Consider the following 15124-nt stretch of genomic DNA (forward strand, 5'->3'; position numbering starts at 1 on the left):
GGTAGATCAGGCGGTGAGGTCCTCGAGGTACGGCACCTCGAGGACCCGCTCCGACGTCAGCCACGTGCGCAGCGTCCACGTGGCCCGGACGTCGTCCGCGTTGTAGACGAGCAGCCGCTCGCGCTGCGCCGGGTCGGGCTCGCCGCCGTCGAGTCCGACCGCGTCGCGGTACCAGCGCATGGAGTTCTCGCCGCCGGCCTCCGGGTCGTGCCAGGCGAACCCCGCCGACGGCGCGACCCGCTTGAGGCCCTTGCCGTGCGGGCAGAGGAACGACTCGCTGACCACCGGGAACAGGTCGATCCACGCGTCGGAGGCGATGAACTCCTCGACCTCCGCCGCCGTCGGCACCCCCGGCATGTCGCCGAACCGCTCGACCGACGCGCGCAGCCAGCGGTTCTCCGCCTGCTCGTTGTAGCAGTAGGCCCGCAGCACGAGGCCGCGCTCGGCGCACCGCGCGCGGACCTCGGAGAGCCACGTCCAGAACTCGCCGAACGAGCGGCCCTCGTCGCGGGTGGGCAGCGGATCCCAGGTGACGAAGCCGCGGTAGCCGGGCTCGAGCCCGATGTCGGCGCCCGAGAGCAGCGCGCCCCACAGGTAGGCGCCGTCCTCGCCGAGGCTCTCCATGTCGACGTCGACCTCGACGTCGCCCCGCGCGACGGTCGGACGCACGACGCGACGCACGAGCGGGACGTCGCGGCTCCAGGCGCGGGCGAGCGCGACGGCCTCCACGAGGTCCGCACCCTCGAAGGCCCCGTCGGGCACCTCGGGGTCGGGCGGCGGCCCGGGGAGGCCCTCGGCCGGGTCGATCGCCGCGAGCTCGCGGACGGTGGTGACGCCCCGGCCGCGCAGCCGCAGGGCCGCGTCGCCCCGGACGACGAGGCTGACGTCGTCGACCGCGCGCAGCGCCGACTCGCACGTCGGCCACCAGGGACAGCGCCGGCACTCGGTGATGCGCGAGGGCTCGGCCAGCGCCGGGGCGCGGGAACGCGCGGCCTCGGCGACGGCGAGGCGGTCGGCGTGGCGGCGGTCGTAGGTCTCGAGGGTGCTGCGTCCGCCGGAGCCTGCCGAGCTGGCGAGGTCGACCCACACGACGACGTCGGCGTCGAGGCCGACGATGCCGCCCCAGACGGGCCTGCCCGGCGTCTCCGGTGGCGCGAGCCCGGCGGCGCGCAGCATGCGGTGCAGGTGGGCCAGGCGCAGCACGTCGCGCGTCACGGTGCGCACGCGCCGGGCGTCGTCGGGGGCGGCCGCGTCGGGGTGGGGCCGCCCGAGCGGGGAGGTCAGCGCGCCCTCGCCCGGGTCGGTGATGCGGTGGCGCACGACGATCAGCGGCCACCAGCCGGACGCCGGATCCCCGGGCACCGCCCGCACGAGGGCCTCCGCGTGCCCGCGCCGCCCCTCGCCCGCCGGGAGCTCGGCGCCCCCGACCAGGTCGGGCACCGACGCGGTGTCCGCGAGCACCTCGCGCGTGGCCGCGGCCCGCTCGCGGGCGGTGGGGGCCGCCGGCACGGTGGTCCAGCGCGGCCCGAGGAGCTCGGCCCACCGCGCGGCGAGCGCCGCCCGGTGGCTCGCCGCGTCCGCCTTGCGCATCGCCACGCCCGGGTCGGCCTCGTCGCCCGGGGGCGGGCCGCCCGGGCCGAGATCCTCCGACGGCACGTGCTCGAGGTGGACCCGGCGGCGGCACCGCGTGGTGGCCGCGGCGTCGAGCAGGACCGGCCGCGGCGGCGCGACGGGCGGCGGGGCGGCGGGCGCACACCCGTCTCCCGTCCCCTGGGCGGTGGTCGTGCTCATGCCCCGAGCTTCCCACGTGACCCCGACAGCGCTGGTCGACGGCGTCGGCGCGGCCCGGGTATGGGCCCGGGTGTGGGCCCGGGGCGACCGGGGCACTCGGGCCGCGAGGAGGCCCGGGTGATCGGGCGGACCGGTCCGGCGCACCGACGCGCCGGGCCGGATCACGGGCCGCGGCGCCCCGCCCGCGGCCACTAGGGTGCGGGCGATCCGCCCGGACGCGACGAACAGGCCACGGGCACGAGGACTGGAGGGTCCATGGGACTGCTGCGGCGCCACCGCGGGCGGCCCGCGACGGAGGCGGACGCCATGCAGGTCGGCGACGACGTCTACGTCGTGAGCAAGAAGGCCGCCGACCTCGCGGTCTCGGCGCAGAAGGAGCGGCGCCGGGCGGCGCTGGCCGAGCGGCGGCTCGCGGAGACCCAGGAGGCGAGCCTCCTCGGCGACAAGAAGACCCTCAAGGCGGCCAAGAAGCGCTGGAAGGAGCAGGACGACGCCGAGGACGACGACCCGACCGGCACCGTCGCCGACCCGCTGACCGGCGCGAAGATCAAGCGCTACATCGGGATCGCCCGCATCGTCGTGCCGATCGTGGCCCCGATCGCCTACCAGGCCGTCGGCATGGCGCGGGACCGCTGGGACGCGCACCGCGCCCGCCAGCTCGGCGTCGCCCCCGACGAGCTCGGCGAGTTCACCGGCCGCGGCGCGGCGCTCTACGCCCGCGTGCACAACCTCGCGCTCTCCGCCCAGGACCTGCGCACCCGCCACGGCAGCGGCGACGACGCCCGCTCGTCCGAGGTCCGCTCCTTCGTCGAGGACGCCGAGCAGCGGCTGAGCGACCTGGAGTCCGCGGTGCGCGCCGCCGAGCAGATGCCCGCGAGCCGCCGCCGCAGCGCCCACGTCGCGGTGGCCGGCGAGCTCGAGCGCATCGAGGACCGCCTGCTCGCCCTGTGGGGCGTCGGCGGCAACCCCCGCACCGCGGTGACCGGCCCGACCTCCGCGGGCTGAGCTCCCCGAGCAGTCCTCCGAACGGGCGATCCCGTCGGGGACCGGGACACATCACGATCTCGAAACATCACCGCCGTCACTACGGGTGATGCGCGAGGGCCGTCCGGACCCTGACGAGGGGCTGGTCGTGCTCGGAGCTGCCGCGATCCCGCACCGATGCGCCCGCCGACCGGGGCTCCGTCACCCACCGCGTCCAGACTCCGCGAGGAAACATCCCTCGAATGTCGGACGTACGGGGTGACAACTCGCACCGCACGCGCCTACTGTCCCCGCAGTCGTTGTCGCTGAGACAACGCCCGTTGCCGCAGACGCCCCGATCCGGGGCAGTCCGGGACGGGGTCACGGGAAGGGGGCGAGCCGTGAGCCCTCGCGCGCGCACCGGAGCCGCGGACGCCCCCGCCCCCAGGACGTCCGGCTCGACCGCCGCCGCGATCGGCGCCAAGGACGCCGCCCCGACCACGCCCGCCCCGCGCGGGCGACGCCCGCGCGACGAGGCCGGCGGCCCGGTGAACCGGGCGCTGGACGTCCTCGACCTCCTCGGCACGCCGGGCGGCCCGTCCTCGCTCGGCGTCGTCGAGATCGCCCGCCAGCTCGGACGGGACAAATCGCAGGTCTCGCGCCTGCTCAAGCTCCTCGCGGACGCCGGGTACGTCGACCGCGAGCCCGGCTCCCTGCGCTACCGGATCGGCACGCGCCTGTTCGCGATCGGCGCGACGGCCGTCGAGCGCCGGCTGCGCGACGAGGCCGACGCCGCCGTCGCGCGCGAGGCCGCGCTGCTCGGCGAGCGCGTGGACGTCGGGATCCGCAGCGGCGGCAGCGTCATGACGATCGCCTCCGCGGCGCCGGACAGCGAGTTGCGCGCGGCGGGGTGGGTGGGGCGCACGGGGCCGTTGTCGTGTACTGCCACCGGGCGTGCACTTCTGTTCGACCTCGACACGGCCGCCATCGCCCGGGTCATCGTGCCCGAGGGCCTCGGCCCGGCCGGCCCGGCCGCGCCCCGCTCCCTCGACGAGCTCGTCTCCCGCGTCGCCGACGAACGCCGCCGCGGGTGGGCCCTGGCCCGTCACGAGACCGACCGCGGCCTGCTCTCCCTCGGCGCCCCGGTGCGCGACAGCAGCGGCGCCGTGGTCGCCGCCCTCGGCGTCAGCGGCCCCGAGTCGCGGGTCGATCCCGTCCTGGACGAGGTCCGCGCCGCGGTGCTGCGGGCGGCCTACGACCTGTCCCGGTCCCTGGGGGCGGGCGCGGTGAGCTCGGCAGGGCGCGCCACCGCCCGCGCCGGACCACCCGGCCAGAACAACGAGGTGTCCCCCCTGTCCACCCCCCCTGCTCCCGAGAGAGGAGCGTCGTGAACTTCCTGGACTATCTCGCCAGCAACTCGCAGCAGATCGTGTTCCTGACGCAGGCCCACTTCCTGGTGGTGCTCATCGCCGTCGGGCTCGGATCCCTCATCAGCGTCGTGCTGGGGCTCGCGGTCTCCACCGGCGAGCCGGACCCGCGCCGGTTCTCGCTCGACTGGTTCGCGGCCGGTGTCCGCGAGGGCGGCCTGGTCTTCACCGCGGCCCTGCTCACCGTGCCCTCGCTGGCGCTGTTCGCGCTGTTCCTGCCCATCACCGGGCTCGGGGTGACCACCGCGATCATCGTGCTGACGATCTACACGCTCTACACGGTGCTGCGGAACACCGTCGCCGGCCTCACCACGGTCGACCGCGCGGTGCTCGAGTCCGCCAAGGGCCTCGGCTACGGCCGGCTGCGCCGGCTGCTCACCATCCAGCTGCCGCTGGCCTGGCCGGTCATCCTCAACGGCATCCGCGTCACCACGCTGATCTCGATCTCGATCGCCGTGGTCGGCGCCGTCGTCCAGGGACCCGGCCTCGGCATCCTGCTGCTCAACGGGATCTCCCGCATCGGAGCGGCGAACTCCTTCTACCAGGTCCTCGCGGGCACGCTGCTGTGCCTGGTGGTCGCCGCCGTCTTCGAGATCTTCTTTGCCATCGTCCAGCGCCTGACCATCCCCAGGGGGATCCGTGTCTGACAACCCCGACCAGACCGCCGTCGTCCCGGAGCCCGGCGCCGGCCAGACCGACACGATCGTCCTCGAGGGCGTCGAGAAGATCTACCCGGGCGGCACGTCCCCCGCGGTGAGCCAGCTCGACATGACCATCAAGCAGGGCGAGATCGTCATGCTCATCGGCCCCTCGGGCTGCGGCAAGACGACCACCCTGAAGATGATCAACCGGCTGATCGAGCCGACGTCGGGCCGCATCCTGCTCGACGGCAAGGACGTCACCCACGTCAACGGTGACCTCCTGCGCCGCCAGATCGGCTACGTCATCCAGCAGGGCGGCCTGTTCCCGCACTTCACGATCGCCGACAACATCGGCGTCGTGCCGAGGATGCTCGGCTGGGACAAGCAGAAGACCAAGGAGCGCGCCGACGAGCTGCTCCACCTCGTGGGCCTCGAGCCCTCGACCTTCCGCGACCGCTACCCGCGCCAGCTCTCCGGTGGCCAGCAGCAGCGTGTCGGCGTCGCCCGCGCGCTCGCCGCGAACCCGCCGGTCATGCTCATGGACGAGCCGTTCGGCGCGATCGACCCGATCACGCGCGACCGCCTCCAGGACGAGTTCCTGGAGATCCAGCGCACCGTCGGCAAGACGATCGCCTTCGTCACCCACGACCTCCAGGAGGCCGTGAAGCTCGGCGACAAGATCGCCGTCTTCGCGACCGGCAAGCTGGAGCAGTACGCGGACCCCGAGACCGTCCTCACCCGGCCCGCGAACGACTTCGTGTCGGACTTCGTCGGCGGCGGCGCGGCGGTCCGGCGCCTGTCCCTGCTCGAGCTCGCGCGCCTGGAGCTGCACCCCATCGAGACCGACGAGAAGGCGGTCGGCAACAGCAACGGCACCCCGGTGGTGGAGATCGACGCCTCCGGCAAGCCGGTGTCGTGGCGCCACCTGCCCGGTGCCGACGCCTCGGGCGTCGCGCTGGTGACGGTGCCGATCTCCGGCACGGTCTACGACGCGGTGGACGTCATGCTCGACGGCGCGGCCTCGCTGGTCGCCGTCGTCGACGACGACGGCCGCGCGCAGGGCGTCCTGCACTGGAACGACCTCGTCAGCGGGCTGCGCACCCGGGAGCGTGACGCATGAGCACGGCCACCCCGGAGACGATCAACACCCAGGCCCAGGAGACGGTCGAGGAGGTCGAGGGCAAGAAGGAGAGCGGGCTCGCCCGGCTCTGGCAGCAGCACTACGACCTGGTCATCCTGCCGGCGATCATCATCCTGCTGCTGATCCTGCTGTTCGTCTACATCCAGACACGCGACCTCGACACCATCGAGGAACGCGTCCTCGCCGCCGACAACGTGTGGGGGCTGCTCCGCCAGCACCTCTGGCTCGCGTTCCTGTCGACGGTGCTGGTGCTGATCATCGCGGTGCCCCTGGGCATCGTGCTGAGCCGTCGCGGCGCACGGAAGGCGCAGGGCCCGGTGCTCGCCATCGGCGGGTTCGCGCAGGCACTGCCGCCGTTCGGCGTCCTGCTGCTCATGGCGTTCTGGCTCGACTTCGGCGTCACCACCGCCGTCATCGGCCTCACGCTGGCCGCGCTGCTCCCGGTGCTCCGCAACACGGTCATCGGTCTGCAGCAGGTCGACCAGTCGCTCATCGAGGCGGCGCGCGGGATGGGCATGTCGTCACGACAGACGCTCTTCCGCGTCGAGATCCCGCTCGCGGTCCCGGTCATCGTGGCCGGGCTGCGCGTGGCCCTCGTGCTCAACGTCGGTACCGCCACCCTCGCGAGCTACATCGGGGCGGGTGGCCTGGGCGAGCTCGTCCAGCAGGCGCTGCGGCTCAACCGCATCAACGTCCTGCTGGTCGCCGGGGCGGTCATCGCCACGGTCGCCCTGCTCATCGACTGGCTCGCCGGCGTCGTCGAACGCGTCGTCGTCTCTCGATCCGGCTGAGCCCGGCCCGGCCGACGCCGGTCCCTCGAGATTTCTCTCGGCCGTCCGCCCGCGCCCGCGAGCCCGGCCAACCCCGGAGGATAAGGAGAACACTGTGCGGTGGACATTCCGCGGTGACCGAACCGGTCGCCGTTCCGGATGGCGGGCGGGCGCGGTGACGCTCGCCGCCACGGCCCTCCTGGCCGCAGGCTGCGGTGGCCTGTCGGGCAGCGGCCAGCCCGCGGCCCAGGGCGGCAGCCTGGCGGCCAGCGGCATCAACCTCGCCGGTCAGACCTACACGGTCGGCGGCAAGGAGTTCGACGAGCAGCTGGTCCTGTGCAAGATGACCATTGCCGCCCTGCAGTCGGTGGGCGCCACGGCCAACGACCGCTGCAACATCACCGGTACCGCGTCGACCCGTGCCGCCCTCGTCGGCGGGCAGATCGACATGTACTGGGAGTACACCGGCACCGGCTGGATCACCCACCTCAAGAACGCCTCGCCGATCCCGGGCTCCGAGCAGCAGTACGTCGCGACCCGTGACGCGGACCTGGCGCAGAACAACATCGTCTGGCTGCCGCCGTCGCCGTTCAACAACACCTACGGCCTCGCGGTGACCCGTCCGTTCGCGGAGCAGAACAACCTGCGCACGCTGACCGACTGGGGCAACTTCACCAACAGCGGGAACCCGGCCGCCACGCTCTGCGTCGAGGCCGAGTTCGCCGGTCGTGACGACGGCCTCGCGGGCCTGTTCCGGACCTACGGGGTCACCAACCCGCCGGCCGGCCCGCCGCAGCTGAACACGCTGGACACGGGCGCCATCTACCAGGCCACCGCCAACGGCAACCCGTGCAACTTCGGCGAGGTCTTCACCACCGACGGCCGCATCCCCGGTCTGAACCTGGTGACGCTGCAGGACGACAAGAACTACTTCCCGCAGTACAACGCGTCGCCGACCATCCGCAAGGAGGTCTTCGACCGCAACCCGAGCGTCCAGCGGGTCTTCGACGCGATCACCCCGCGTCTGACCAACGAGGTCATGCTGGACCTCAACGGGCAGGTCTCCTCGCAGGGGCAGGACCCCCAGCAGGTGGCCACCCGCTGGCTGCAGCAGCAGGGATTCATCGGCGGCCAGTGAGCCCCTGGTGACGTCCTCGCCGGATGAGTTCATGACGGTGTGACGGCGGCGGCCGGTCGCGGGTCCAGAGGACCCCGGCCGGCCGTCGTCGTCCGCACCGGAAGATCGCCCACAACCGTTCGAGACGAAGGCGCCGCGCCCGTGCCCCGACCCCCGGCTCTGATGGCCCTCCTCGTCGCCGTCGTCGCGGTGCTCGCCACGCTCGCCGGGTGCTCGGACGAGCGGCGCCTCACCCCGCCGGGCAGCTTCGCCCAGGAGGTGGACCTCACCGGGCAGACGTTCACCGTCGGCGGCAAGGAGTTCGCGGAGCAGATCGTGCTCTGCAAGATGACCATCGCCCTGCTGCAGTCCAGCGGGGCCACGGTCGTCGACCGCTGTGACACGAAGGGCTCGGCCAACGTCCGCGCCGCCCTGACCAGCGGTCAGATCGACATGTACTGGGAGTACACGGGGACCGCCTGGCGCCTGTACCTCTCCCAGGAGTCGACGATCGCCGACCCGGAGGCGCTCTACGACGCCGTGCGCACCGCGGACGCGGGCAACCAGGTCACCTGGCTCGACCCCACCCCGTTCAACAACACCTACGCGATCGGCGTGCGCACCGACACCGCCCAGCGCCTGCGGATCCGGACGCTCTCGGACTTCGCCGCCCTCGTCCGCTCCGGCTCCCCCGAGGCGACGCTGTGCGTGGACCAGGAGTTCACCGGCCGCGAGGACGGCCTGCAGGGGATGCTCGCCACCTACGACATCCCGCTCGGCGACCAGGCGCTCGACACCCGCGAGATCGACCAGATCTACGACGCGATCGCCGCGGCGAACCCGTGCGTCTTCGGCGAGGTCTTCGCCACCGACGGCCGGCTCAACCCGCTGCGGCTCTCCACGCTCGTCGACGACCGCGGCTACTTCCTGCCCTACAACGCGGCGTTGACGGTCCGCACCGACGTGATGGCACGCGCGCCGCGGCTCGCCCTGCTGGGCCGGATGCTCGCGCCGACGCTCACCGAGCCGGTGATGCGCCAGCTCAACGAGCGCGTGTCCGCGGGCGGGCGCAACCCCGACGAGGTCGCCCGCGCGTTCCTGCGCGAGCAGGGGCTGATCGGCTGAGCTCGCGGTCAGCGGGGGGCGTTCGCGCCGCTCAGGGCGGCGACGGCCTGGGCGGGCGGCACCGTGCCGCCGACGAGGTCGAGCACCGCACCCGTCGTCGCCGGGGCGTCGAGCAGCGCGAGCACGACGGCCGCGACGTCCTCGCGGGTCACCTCGCCGTAGCCCACGGGCGGCTGGCCGTCGACGGTCCCGAGGCGCACGAGCCCGGTGCCCGGGTCGTCGGTGAGGCGGCCGGGGCGCAGGATCGTGAGGTCGAGGACCCCGTCGTCCGCACGGGCGCGCAGCGCGTCCTCGGCCGCCTTCTTCGCCCGCACGTAGTGGGCCCACACCGAGTCGTCGTCCTCGACCGCGGGCGGGCTGTCGATGTTCATCGCCGACACGAGCACGTAGCGCCGCACGCCGGCCGCCGCGGCGGCGTCGGCGAGCAGCAGGGCGGCGTCGCGGTCGACGGTGCCCTTGCGCTCGGCGGTGCTGCCCGGGCCCGCGCCGGCGGCGAACACGACGGCGTCCGCGCCGGTCAGGTGCTCGGCGAGCTCGCCGGGGGCCGTCGCCTCGAGGTCGGCGACCACGGGCTCGGCGCCGGCGTCGCGCACGTCGTCGGACTGGGCCGGATCCCGGATGAGGGCGACCGTCGCGTCACCCCGTGCCGCGGCCTGCCGCTCCAGGCGCAGCGCGATCTTGCCGTGTCCGCCCGCGATGACGATGCGCATGCTCACGACGGTACGCGGGGGACCACGCCGACGTCCGTTTCGTCCGTTTCGGCGACCCACGGAAACCGTGGTCTTGCCCACGCACGGACGATCACGTGTGATGTGGGCCGCGTGGCCACCACCACATCCACCACCACGGCCGCGCAGCCAACGGGAGGCCTTCGCCGTGTACGAGAAGAACGGTGAGAAGTACTTCGTCGTCGATTCCCACATGCACTACTGGGACGCGTCGCCCGAGAACTGGGTGCAGGGCGCGGAACAGTACGCCAAGGGCTGGATCGAGTGCTTCCACGCCTACCAGTCGCTGGGCCCGGCGGAGACGCACCAGCCGCTCGAGGAGTTCCAGAAGGTCTCCGAGAACCAGCTGATGCGCGAGGTCTTCGACGAGGGCCACGTCGACGTCGCGATCTTCCAGTCGACCTATCTGCGCGAGTGGTACAAGGACGGCTTCAACACCAGCGAGCGCAACGGCGAGCTGGCGAAGAAGCACCCCGACAAGTTCCGTGTGAACACCCGCTTCGACCCGCGTGACGGCGACGCCGGCATGCGCGAGTTCGAGGCCAACGTCGAGAAGATCCAGCCGCTCGGCGCGAAGCTCTACACCGCGGAGTGGAACGGCGACTCGCGCGGCTTCAAGCTCTCGGACCCCGAGTGCTACCGCTTCCTCGAGCGCGCCCAGGAACTGGGCATCCGCAACATCCACGTCCACAAGGGCCCGACGATCTGGCCGCTGGACAAGGACGCCTTCGACGTCTCGGACGTCGACCACGCGGCCACCGACTTCCAGGGCCTGAACTTCATCGTCGAGCACGTGGGTCTCCCGCGCATCGAGGACTTCTGCTTCATGGCGACGCAGGAGCCCAACGTCTACGCCGGCCTCTCGGTCGTGCTCGGCGGCCTCATGCACGCCCGCCCGCGCTTCTTCGCCAAGGTGATGGGCGAGCTGCTGTTCTGGGTCGGCGAGGACAAGATGACCTTCGGCTCGGACTACAACATCTGGGAACCGAAGTGGCAGGTCGAGGGCCTCGTCGACTGGCAGTACCCGGACAGCGAGGAGTACGCCGACTACCCGGCCCTCGGCACCAACGGCAAGAAGAAGATCCTCGGTCTGAACGCCGCGAAGCTCTACGACATCCCGGTGCCTGCGGACTGCCGGATCACCGAGGGCGAGGGCGCGCAGCTCGTCGACGAGCGCGAGGTGGCCCAGGCATGACGGTGCTCTCCGATGCCCGCGTCGCCGGGTCGGGCGGGGTGAACGCGGCCGAGGCCGCCGCCGCGACCGGCACGGCGGCCCGGGTGTGGGAGGCGCTGCGCACCGTCCGCGACCCGGAGCTCGACAGCGACGTCGTCTCGCTCGACTTCGTCGGGTCGTGCTCCGTATCCGACGACGGGGTCGCGACCGTGTCGCTGCGCCTGCCCACCTACTTCTGCGCGCCCAACTTCGCGTTCCTCATGGTCGCCGACGCCCACGACGCGGTGTCGGCGACGCCCGGGGTGACCCGGGCCGACGTGACGCTCGCCGACCACTTCGCCTCCGACGCCATCAACGCCGGCGTCGCCGCGCGGGCCGGGTTCGTGGGCTCGATGGCCGGCACCGAGGTCGGCGAGGCCGTCGCGGAGCTCGACGACCTGCGGCGCACGTTCACCGAGCGCGCGCTGATGGCGGGCACCGACCTCGTGGTGCGCCCCCTCATGCGTGGCGGGGCGACGCCGGAGGACGTGGCGGCGATGACGCTCGCCGACGCGCCCGACTCCGACGACCTCCGGCGCCTCCGGGCCCGGCGCCGCGAGCTCGGCATCCCGGCGGGCGACGACGACCCGCTCGTCGTCGACCCCTCGGGCGCCACCGTCGGCGTCGACGCCCTGCCGCTGCACCTGCGCAAGGCGCGCTCGTACCAGGTCGGCGTCGACGCGAACACGAGCATCTGCCGCGGGCAACTCGCGGCGCGCTACGGCGTCTGAGCCTCCGTTTCGGGCCTCGCCGGGCTCTGGAGCGCGCCGGTTCCCCGGGCTCGCCACTTTCCGGAGCGAACGCGCTGTTCGGTGCTTCTATGCGCTCGAACTCCGCGTTCGCTCCGGGACCTGGTCGGCGTGCCTTCTCCGGGTTGGCAGCGAACGCGCTGTTCGCTGCTTCTACGCGCGCGAAGTCCCCGCTCGCTCGGCCGCTGTCTCGATCACGCTGAATTCGTGTCGGGAGCGGCGACGACCCGCAGATCGGGGCACGGGCGTGATGCGGCCAGCCGGTAGGAGCCCCACAGTTCCTCGATGACGGCAGCTCGGTCCGCCCGCAGACGGCTCGGTCGCGTGTGGGCGACGACGAGGCCGTACGACTGCATCCGCGCTCGTCGGCGGAGTGTCTTGTCCCAGTCGGGCAGCAGGAAGTGGTGGCGACGCGAGTCGATCTCCCACGCCAGCCCGACGTCCGGGAAGAAGGCGTCCGCCTGTGCGATGTAGGTCCCAGTCGGGTCGTACAAGCGGGGGTTCCAGAGAGCGGGCGGCAGGCCGCTGTCCGCGTGGAGCTCGAGAGCCCAAGACTCCGCCACCGACCGCACCCCGACGCCGAGCTCGTCGCGCAGCACCCTCCGAGGGAGCGCCGTGCCCCGTTGCGAACCCGCCGCCAGCTCCGCCATCAGTCGAGACACGGTCGTCCGCTCCTTCTGCACGGCCTCGGACAAGACTCCGCGCACGACGTCGATCCGGTCTTCCCGGCGCACGGTGTCGATGACGGCACGATCCAGCGGGGCGAGATCCAGACCGTCGATGGTCACCGCGCGGGGTAGGCGCTCGGTCCGTTCGATGTCGACGAACGCCGATGATGTGCGTTGCCGCTGCTCCTCGACCACCACGAGGATGCGCGCGTCGGGAGAGGGATCGGTGAGGCCGTAGCGGCGCAACGCCTCGCCGCCGCTGATCACCGAGGACGGGCCGGCGTACAGCAAAGCCGCGGCAGCGCGCTGGTCCCCGGTCGGCTCGTCCGGGCCGTCCTTGACGACACCGCGCAGCACTCGGCGCGCATGTCCGGCCTGGACCCGTCGCGAGATCGTGGACGAGGGCATGCCCAGGGCCGCCAGGTCAGCGACCGCCGCCACGCCGAAGAGCCCCACGGACGCGATGGCAACGGGATCGACGCGTGAACGACGAGGCATGCCGCGAGCGTCGCTCCGCCCCGCGCGATGACGGTAGCGACGACTTCGAGGGCTGTGGACGCGAACGGACGATGGGGACGGCCTACGGGGGACCGCCCTGGGTGAGAGGCGTCCGCGAACGAAAGGGGACTCCGAACGCCTAGAAGCAGCGAGCAGCGCGTTCGCTGCAGCCCCCAGAGGCCGCCCACCGAGCCGGCCCGCGAGCGAACGGGGACTTCCGACGCCTAGAAGCAGCGAACAGCGCGTTCGCCGCAAACCACCCCGAGCCCCGAGCGGGGCCCGGGGGGCCAGGGCGCCGCGTCGGGGCGCTGGGTGGGCGCCGGGGGGCCGTCAGCCCCAGACGTCGTGGGCCACGGACACGACGAGGTCGAGCTTCGCGCGCTGCTGGTCGGCGGTGAGGTCGTTGCCCTCGACCGTCGAGGAGAAGCCGCACTGCGGCGAGAGGCAGAGCTGCTCGAGCGGCACGTACTTCGTCGCCTCCTCGATGCGGCGCTTGAGCGTGTCCGGGTCCTCGAGCTCGCCGGTCTTGGTGGTCACGAGGCCCAGGACGACCTGCTGGTCGCCGCGCGGGACGAAGCGCAGCGGCGAGAAGTCGCCGGAGCGGGCGTCGTCGTACTCGCAGAAGAAGCCGTCGATCTCCAGGCCGCCGAAGACGGTCTCGGCGACGTAGTCGTAGCCGCCCTCGGCCGCCCAGGAGGAGCGGTAGTTGCCGCGGCACATGTGGGTGGTGACGCGCAGGTCGGCGGGGCGGTCGCGGAGGACCTCGTTGATCGTCGCGACGTAGCGCTCGTGCATGTGGTCGGCGTCCTCGCCGCGCGCGGCCATCGACTCGCGCTGCGCCGGGTCGTTGAGGTACGCGAGCGAGGTGTCGTCGAGCTGGAGGTAGCGCACGCCGATGTCGTAGAGCCGGGACACCTCCTCGCGGTAGGCGGCGGCGAGGTCGGCCCAGAACTCGTCGGGGTCGGAGTACGGCGAGCCCTCGTGCACCGGGGCGCCGCCGAGGCGGTAGTGCAGCATCGACGGCGACGGGATCGTCAGCTTCGGCACCGCCGACGACGTGAACGACGCCAGCGTCGAGAACGCGTCGCCGAAGATCGTGCGCGAGAGCCCGATCCGCTGGTCGATCACCAGGGACATCGCGGCGAAGGTCAGGTCGCCCGACGCGTTGCGGAACGCCACCTCGACCGACGAGTCCTTGGACGAGGTCACGCCGTCGAGCTGGTACAGGAAGTCCATGTGCCAGGAGGTGCGGCGGAACTCGCCGTCCGTGGCGGCCTGCAGGCCCGCGTCCTCCTGGAGCCGCACCGCCTCGCGGATCGCGTCGTCCTCGACCGCGCGCAGCGCGTCGGCGTCGATGCGCCCGGCGGCGTGGTCGTCGCGGGCCTGCTTCAGGGCGGGCGGGCGCAGGAGGCTCCCGACGTGGTCGGCGCGGAACGGGGCGCTGGTCCGGGCACTCATGCGCGGCAGGTTATCCGCGCTGCACGGCCCCCGGCCCGCCGTCGTCCCATCCAGTGGAAACGGGATCCTGCAGCGCCACGGCCAGGCGACGGGCGCCCTCGCGGACCGCGCGCTCGAGCCGGTCGCGGCGGTCGGCGATGCTGCCGGGCCCGCCGGCAGGAACCACCGGGACCGCCACCGCCACGGCGCCGACCAGCACGGGCCCCTCGACCGACGGCACCCGCACCGGCGCCGCCATGCAGGCCAGGCGCTCGCGGAACTCGCCCCGGTCGACGGCGAGGTCGCGCCGGCGCACCCCGTCCAGCTCGCGCTCGAGCGCCTCGACGTCGGTCATCGTGCGGTAGGCGTGCGAGGGCAGCCCGTCGCGGTCGAGGATCGCCCGCCGGGCCGGGGCGCCCGACTCGGCCAGCCAGAGCTTGCCGACGGCGGTCGCGTGCAGGGCCCCGCGCCACTGCGAGATCACGGGCACCGGGTGCTCGGCGCAGTCGTCGTGCCCCACGACCACGACGTCGTCGTCGCGGAACGCCGCGTACAGCGCCCCTGCGCCGGCGTGGCCGTGCACCTCGCCGAGGATGCCGCCCAGCCCGCGCGGCACGGGGAGCTGGGCGACGAGGCGGTCGTGCAGCGCCGGCAGCTTGGGGCCGAGACCGAAGCCGCGGGTGGCCTCCAGGCGCACGAGGTAGCCGTCGGTGACGAGGCTGTCGAGCAGGTGGTAGGTCGTCGAGAGGTTGTACTCGAGCCGCCGGGCGACGGCCTTCGCGCTGATCCCGTCACCGGCCGCGGCGACGACCTCGAGCACCTGCAGGGCGCGGTGCACCGAGGAGAGCGCGCTCAC

14 protein-coding genes are annotated in these 15124 nt (G+C 73.1%); 9 read left to right on the top strand and 5 right to left on the bottom strand.

What is annotated here, in order from left to right; translation table 11 throughout:
* Nucleotides 1-6: 6 nt before the first annotated feature.
* Nucleotides 7-1791: a TM0106 family RecB-like putative nuclease gene (locus tag EV188_RS12930; RefSeq protein WP_133826674.1), complete on the bottom strand. Its 1785-nt coding sequence runs from the start codon at nucleotides 1789-1791 to the stop codon at nucleotides 7-9.
* A 255-nt stretch (nucleotides 1792-2046) separates the two neighbouring features.
* Between EV188_RS12930 and EV188_RS12935 the strand changes: the two genes are divergently transcribed.
* The 7 genes from EV188_RS12935 (at nucleotide 2047) to EV188_RS12965 (ending at nucleotide 8975) form a co-directional block, all read left to right on the top strand.
* Nucleotides 2047-2796: a DUF6474 family protein gene (locus EV188_RS12935; protein WP_133826675.1), complete on the top strand. Its 750-nt coding sequence runs from the start codon at nucleotides 2047-2049 to the stop codon at nucleotides 2794-2796.
* 359 nt (nucleotides 2797-3155) lie between these two features.
* A complete protein-coding gene (locus EV188_RS12940) occupies nucleotides 3156-4145 on the top strand; it encodes an IclR family transcriptional regulator (RefSeq protein ID WP_133826676.1) in 990 nt (329 codons plus the stop codon).
* Complete coding sequence (locus tag EV188_RS12945) at nucleotides 4142-4828, top strand: ABC transporter permease (RefSeq protein ID WP_133826677.1); 687 nt, start codon at nucleotides 4142-4144, stop codon at nucleotides 4826-4828. Before EV188_RS12940 ends, EV188_RS12945 begins: the two co-directional genes overlap by 4 nt.
* A 55-nt stretch (nucleotides 4829-4883) precedes the next feature.
* A complete protein-coding gene (locus EV188_RS12950; RefSeq protein ID WP_133827093.1) occupies nucleotides 4884-5942 on the top strand; it encodes an ABC transporter ATP-binding protein in 1059 nt (352 codons plus the stop codon).
* Nucleotides 5939-6754 carry an ABC transporter permease gene (locus EV188_RS12955; protein WP_133826678.1) on the top strand — a complete coding sequence of 272 codons (816 nt, stop codon included), beginning with the start codon at nucleotides 5939-5941 and terminating at the stop codon, nucleotides 6752-6754. The genes EV188_RS12950 and EV188_RS12955 overlap by 4 nt, the downstream gene beginning before the upstream one ends.
* A gap of 154 nt (nucleotides 6755-6908) precedes the next feature.
* On the top strand, nucleotides 6909-7871 hold the full coding sequence (locus EV188_RS12960) for a glycine betaine ABC transporter substrate-binding protein (protein ID WP_133826679.1): 963 nt from the start codon (nucleotides 6909-6911) through the stop codon (nucleotides 7869-7871).
* 162 nt (nucleotides 7872-8033) lie between these two features.
* On the top strand, nucleotides 8034-8975 hold the full coding sequence (locus EV188_RS12965) for a glycine betaine ABC transporter substrate-binding protein (RefSeq protein WP_133826680.1): 942 nt from the start codon (nucleotides 8034-8036) through the stop codon (nucleotides 8973-8975).
* Between the two features lie 8 nt (nucleotides 8976-8983).
* On the opposite strand, the gene EV188_RS12970 is transcribed toward EV188_RS12965, so the two are convergent.
* Entirely contained in the window at nucleotides 8984-9685 is a 702-nt protein-coding gene (locus tag EV188_RS12970; protein WP_133826681.1) for an NAD(P)H-binding protein, read from the bottom strand.
* A gap of 166 nt (nucleotides 9686-9851) precedes the next feature.
* On the opposite strand from EV188_RS12970, the gene EV188_RS12975 reads away from it, so the two are divergent.
* Nucleotides 9852-10898 (top strand): amidohydrolase family protein, encoded by a 1047-nt coding sequence (locus EV188_RS12975; RefSeq protein WP_133826682.1) that lies wholly within the window; start codon nucleotides 9852-9854, stop codon nucleotides 10896-10898.
* The gene (locus EV188_RS12980) at nucleotides 10895-11647 is read left to right on the top strand and encodes a metal-sulfur cluster assembly factor (RefSeq protein WP_133826683.1); all 753 of its coding nucleotides are present in this window, start codon (nucleotides 10895-10897) and stop codon (nucleotides 11645-11647) included. Before EV188_RS12975 ends, EV188_RS12980 begins: the two co-directional genes overlap by 4 nt.
* A 212-nt stretch (nucleotides 11648-11859) precedes the next feature.
* On the opposite strand, the gene EV188_RS12985 is transcribed toward EV188_RS12980, so the two are convergent.
* The 3 genes from EV188_RS12985 to EV188_RS12995 all read right to left on the bottom strand — a co-directional run bounded on the left by EV188_RS12985 (nucleotide 11860) and on the right by EV188_RS12995 (nucleotide 15124).
* Nucleotides 11860-12789: a hypothetical protein gene (locus EV188_RS12985; RefSeq protein WP_133826684.1), complete on the bottom strand. Its 930-nt coding sequence runs from the start codon at nucleotides 12787-12789 to the stop codon at nucleotides 11860-11862.
* 372 nt (nucleotides 12790-13161) lie between these two features.
* Entirely contained in the window at nucleotides 13162-14289 is a 1128-nt protein-coding gene (locus EV188_RS12990; protein WP_133826685.1) for a 5-methyltetrahydropteroyltriglutamate--homocysteine S-methyltransferase, read from the bottom strand.
* A gap of 10 nt (nucleotides 14290-14299) precedes the next feature.
* Nucleotides 14300-15124, bottom strand: a complete 825-nt coding sequence (locus tag EV188_RS12995) for an IclR family transcriptional regulator (protein ID WP_133826686.1) — start codon at nucleotides 15122-15124, stop codon at nucleotides 14300-14302.

The organism is Actinomycetospora succinea, assembly GCF_004363095.1.
GTDB lineage: Bacteria > Actinomycetota > Actinomycetes > Mycobacteriales > Pseudonocardiaceae > Actinomycetospora > Actinomycetospora succinea.

Coding starts and splice junctions, on each gene's coding strand:
- EV188_RS12930 (WP_133826674.1), bottom strand. CDS start 1,791: ATGAGCACGACCACCGCCCAGGGGACGGGAGACGGGTGTGCGCCCGCC.
- EV188_RS12935 (WP_133826675.1), top strand. CDS start 2,047: ATGGGACTGCTGCGGCGCCACCGCGGGCGGCCCGCGACGGAGGCGGAC.
- EV188_RS12955 (WP_133826678.1), top strand. CDS start 5,939: ATGAGCACGGCCACCCCGGAGACGATCAACACCCAGGCCCAGGAGACG.
- EV188_RS12965 (WP_133826680.1), top strand. CDS start 8,034: ATGGCCCTCCTCGTCGCCGTCGTCGCGGTGCTCGCCACGCTCGCCGGG.
- EV188_RS12970 (WP_133826681.1), bottom strand. CDS start 9,685: ATGCGCATCGTCATCGCGGGCGGACACGGCAAGATCGCGCTGCGCCTG.
- EV188_RS12980 (WP_133826683.1), top strand. CDS start 10,895: ATGACGGTGCTCTCCGATGCCCGCGTCGCCGGGTCGGGCGGGGTGAAC.
- EV188_RS12990 (WP_133826685.1), bottom strand. CDS start 14,289: ATGAGTGCCCGGACCAGCGCCCCGTTCCGCGCCGACCACGTCGGGAGC.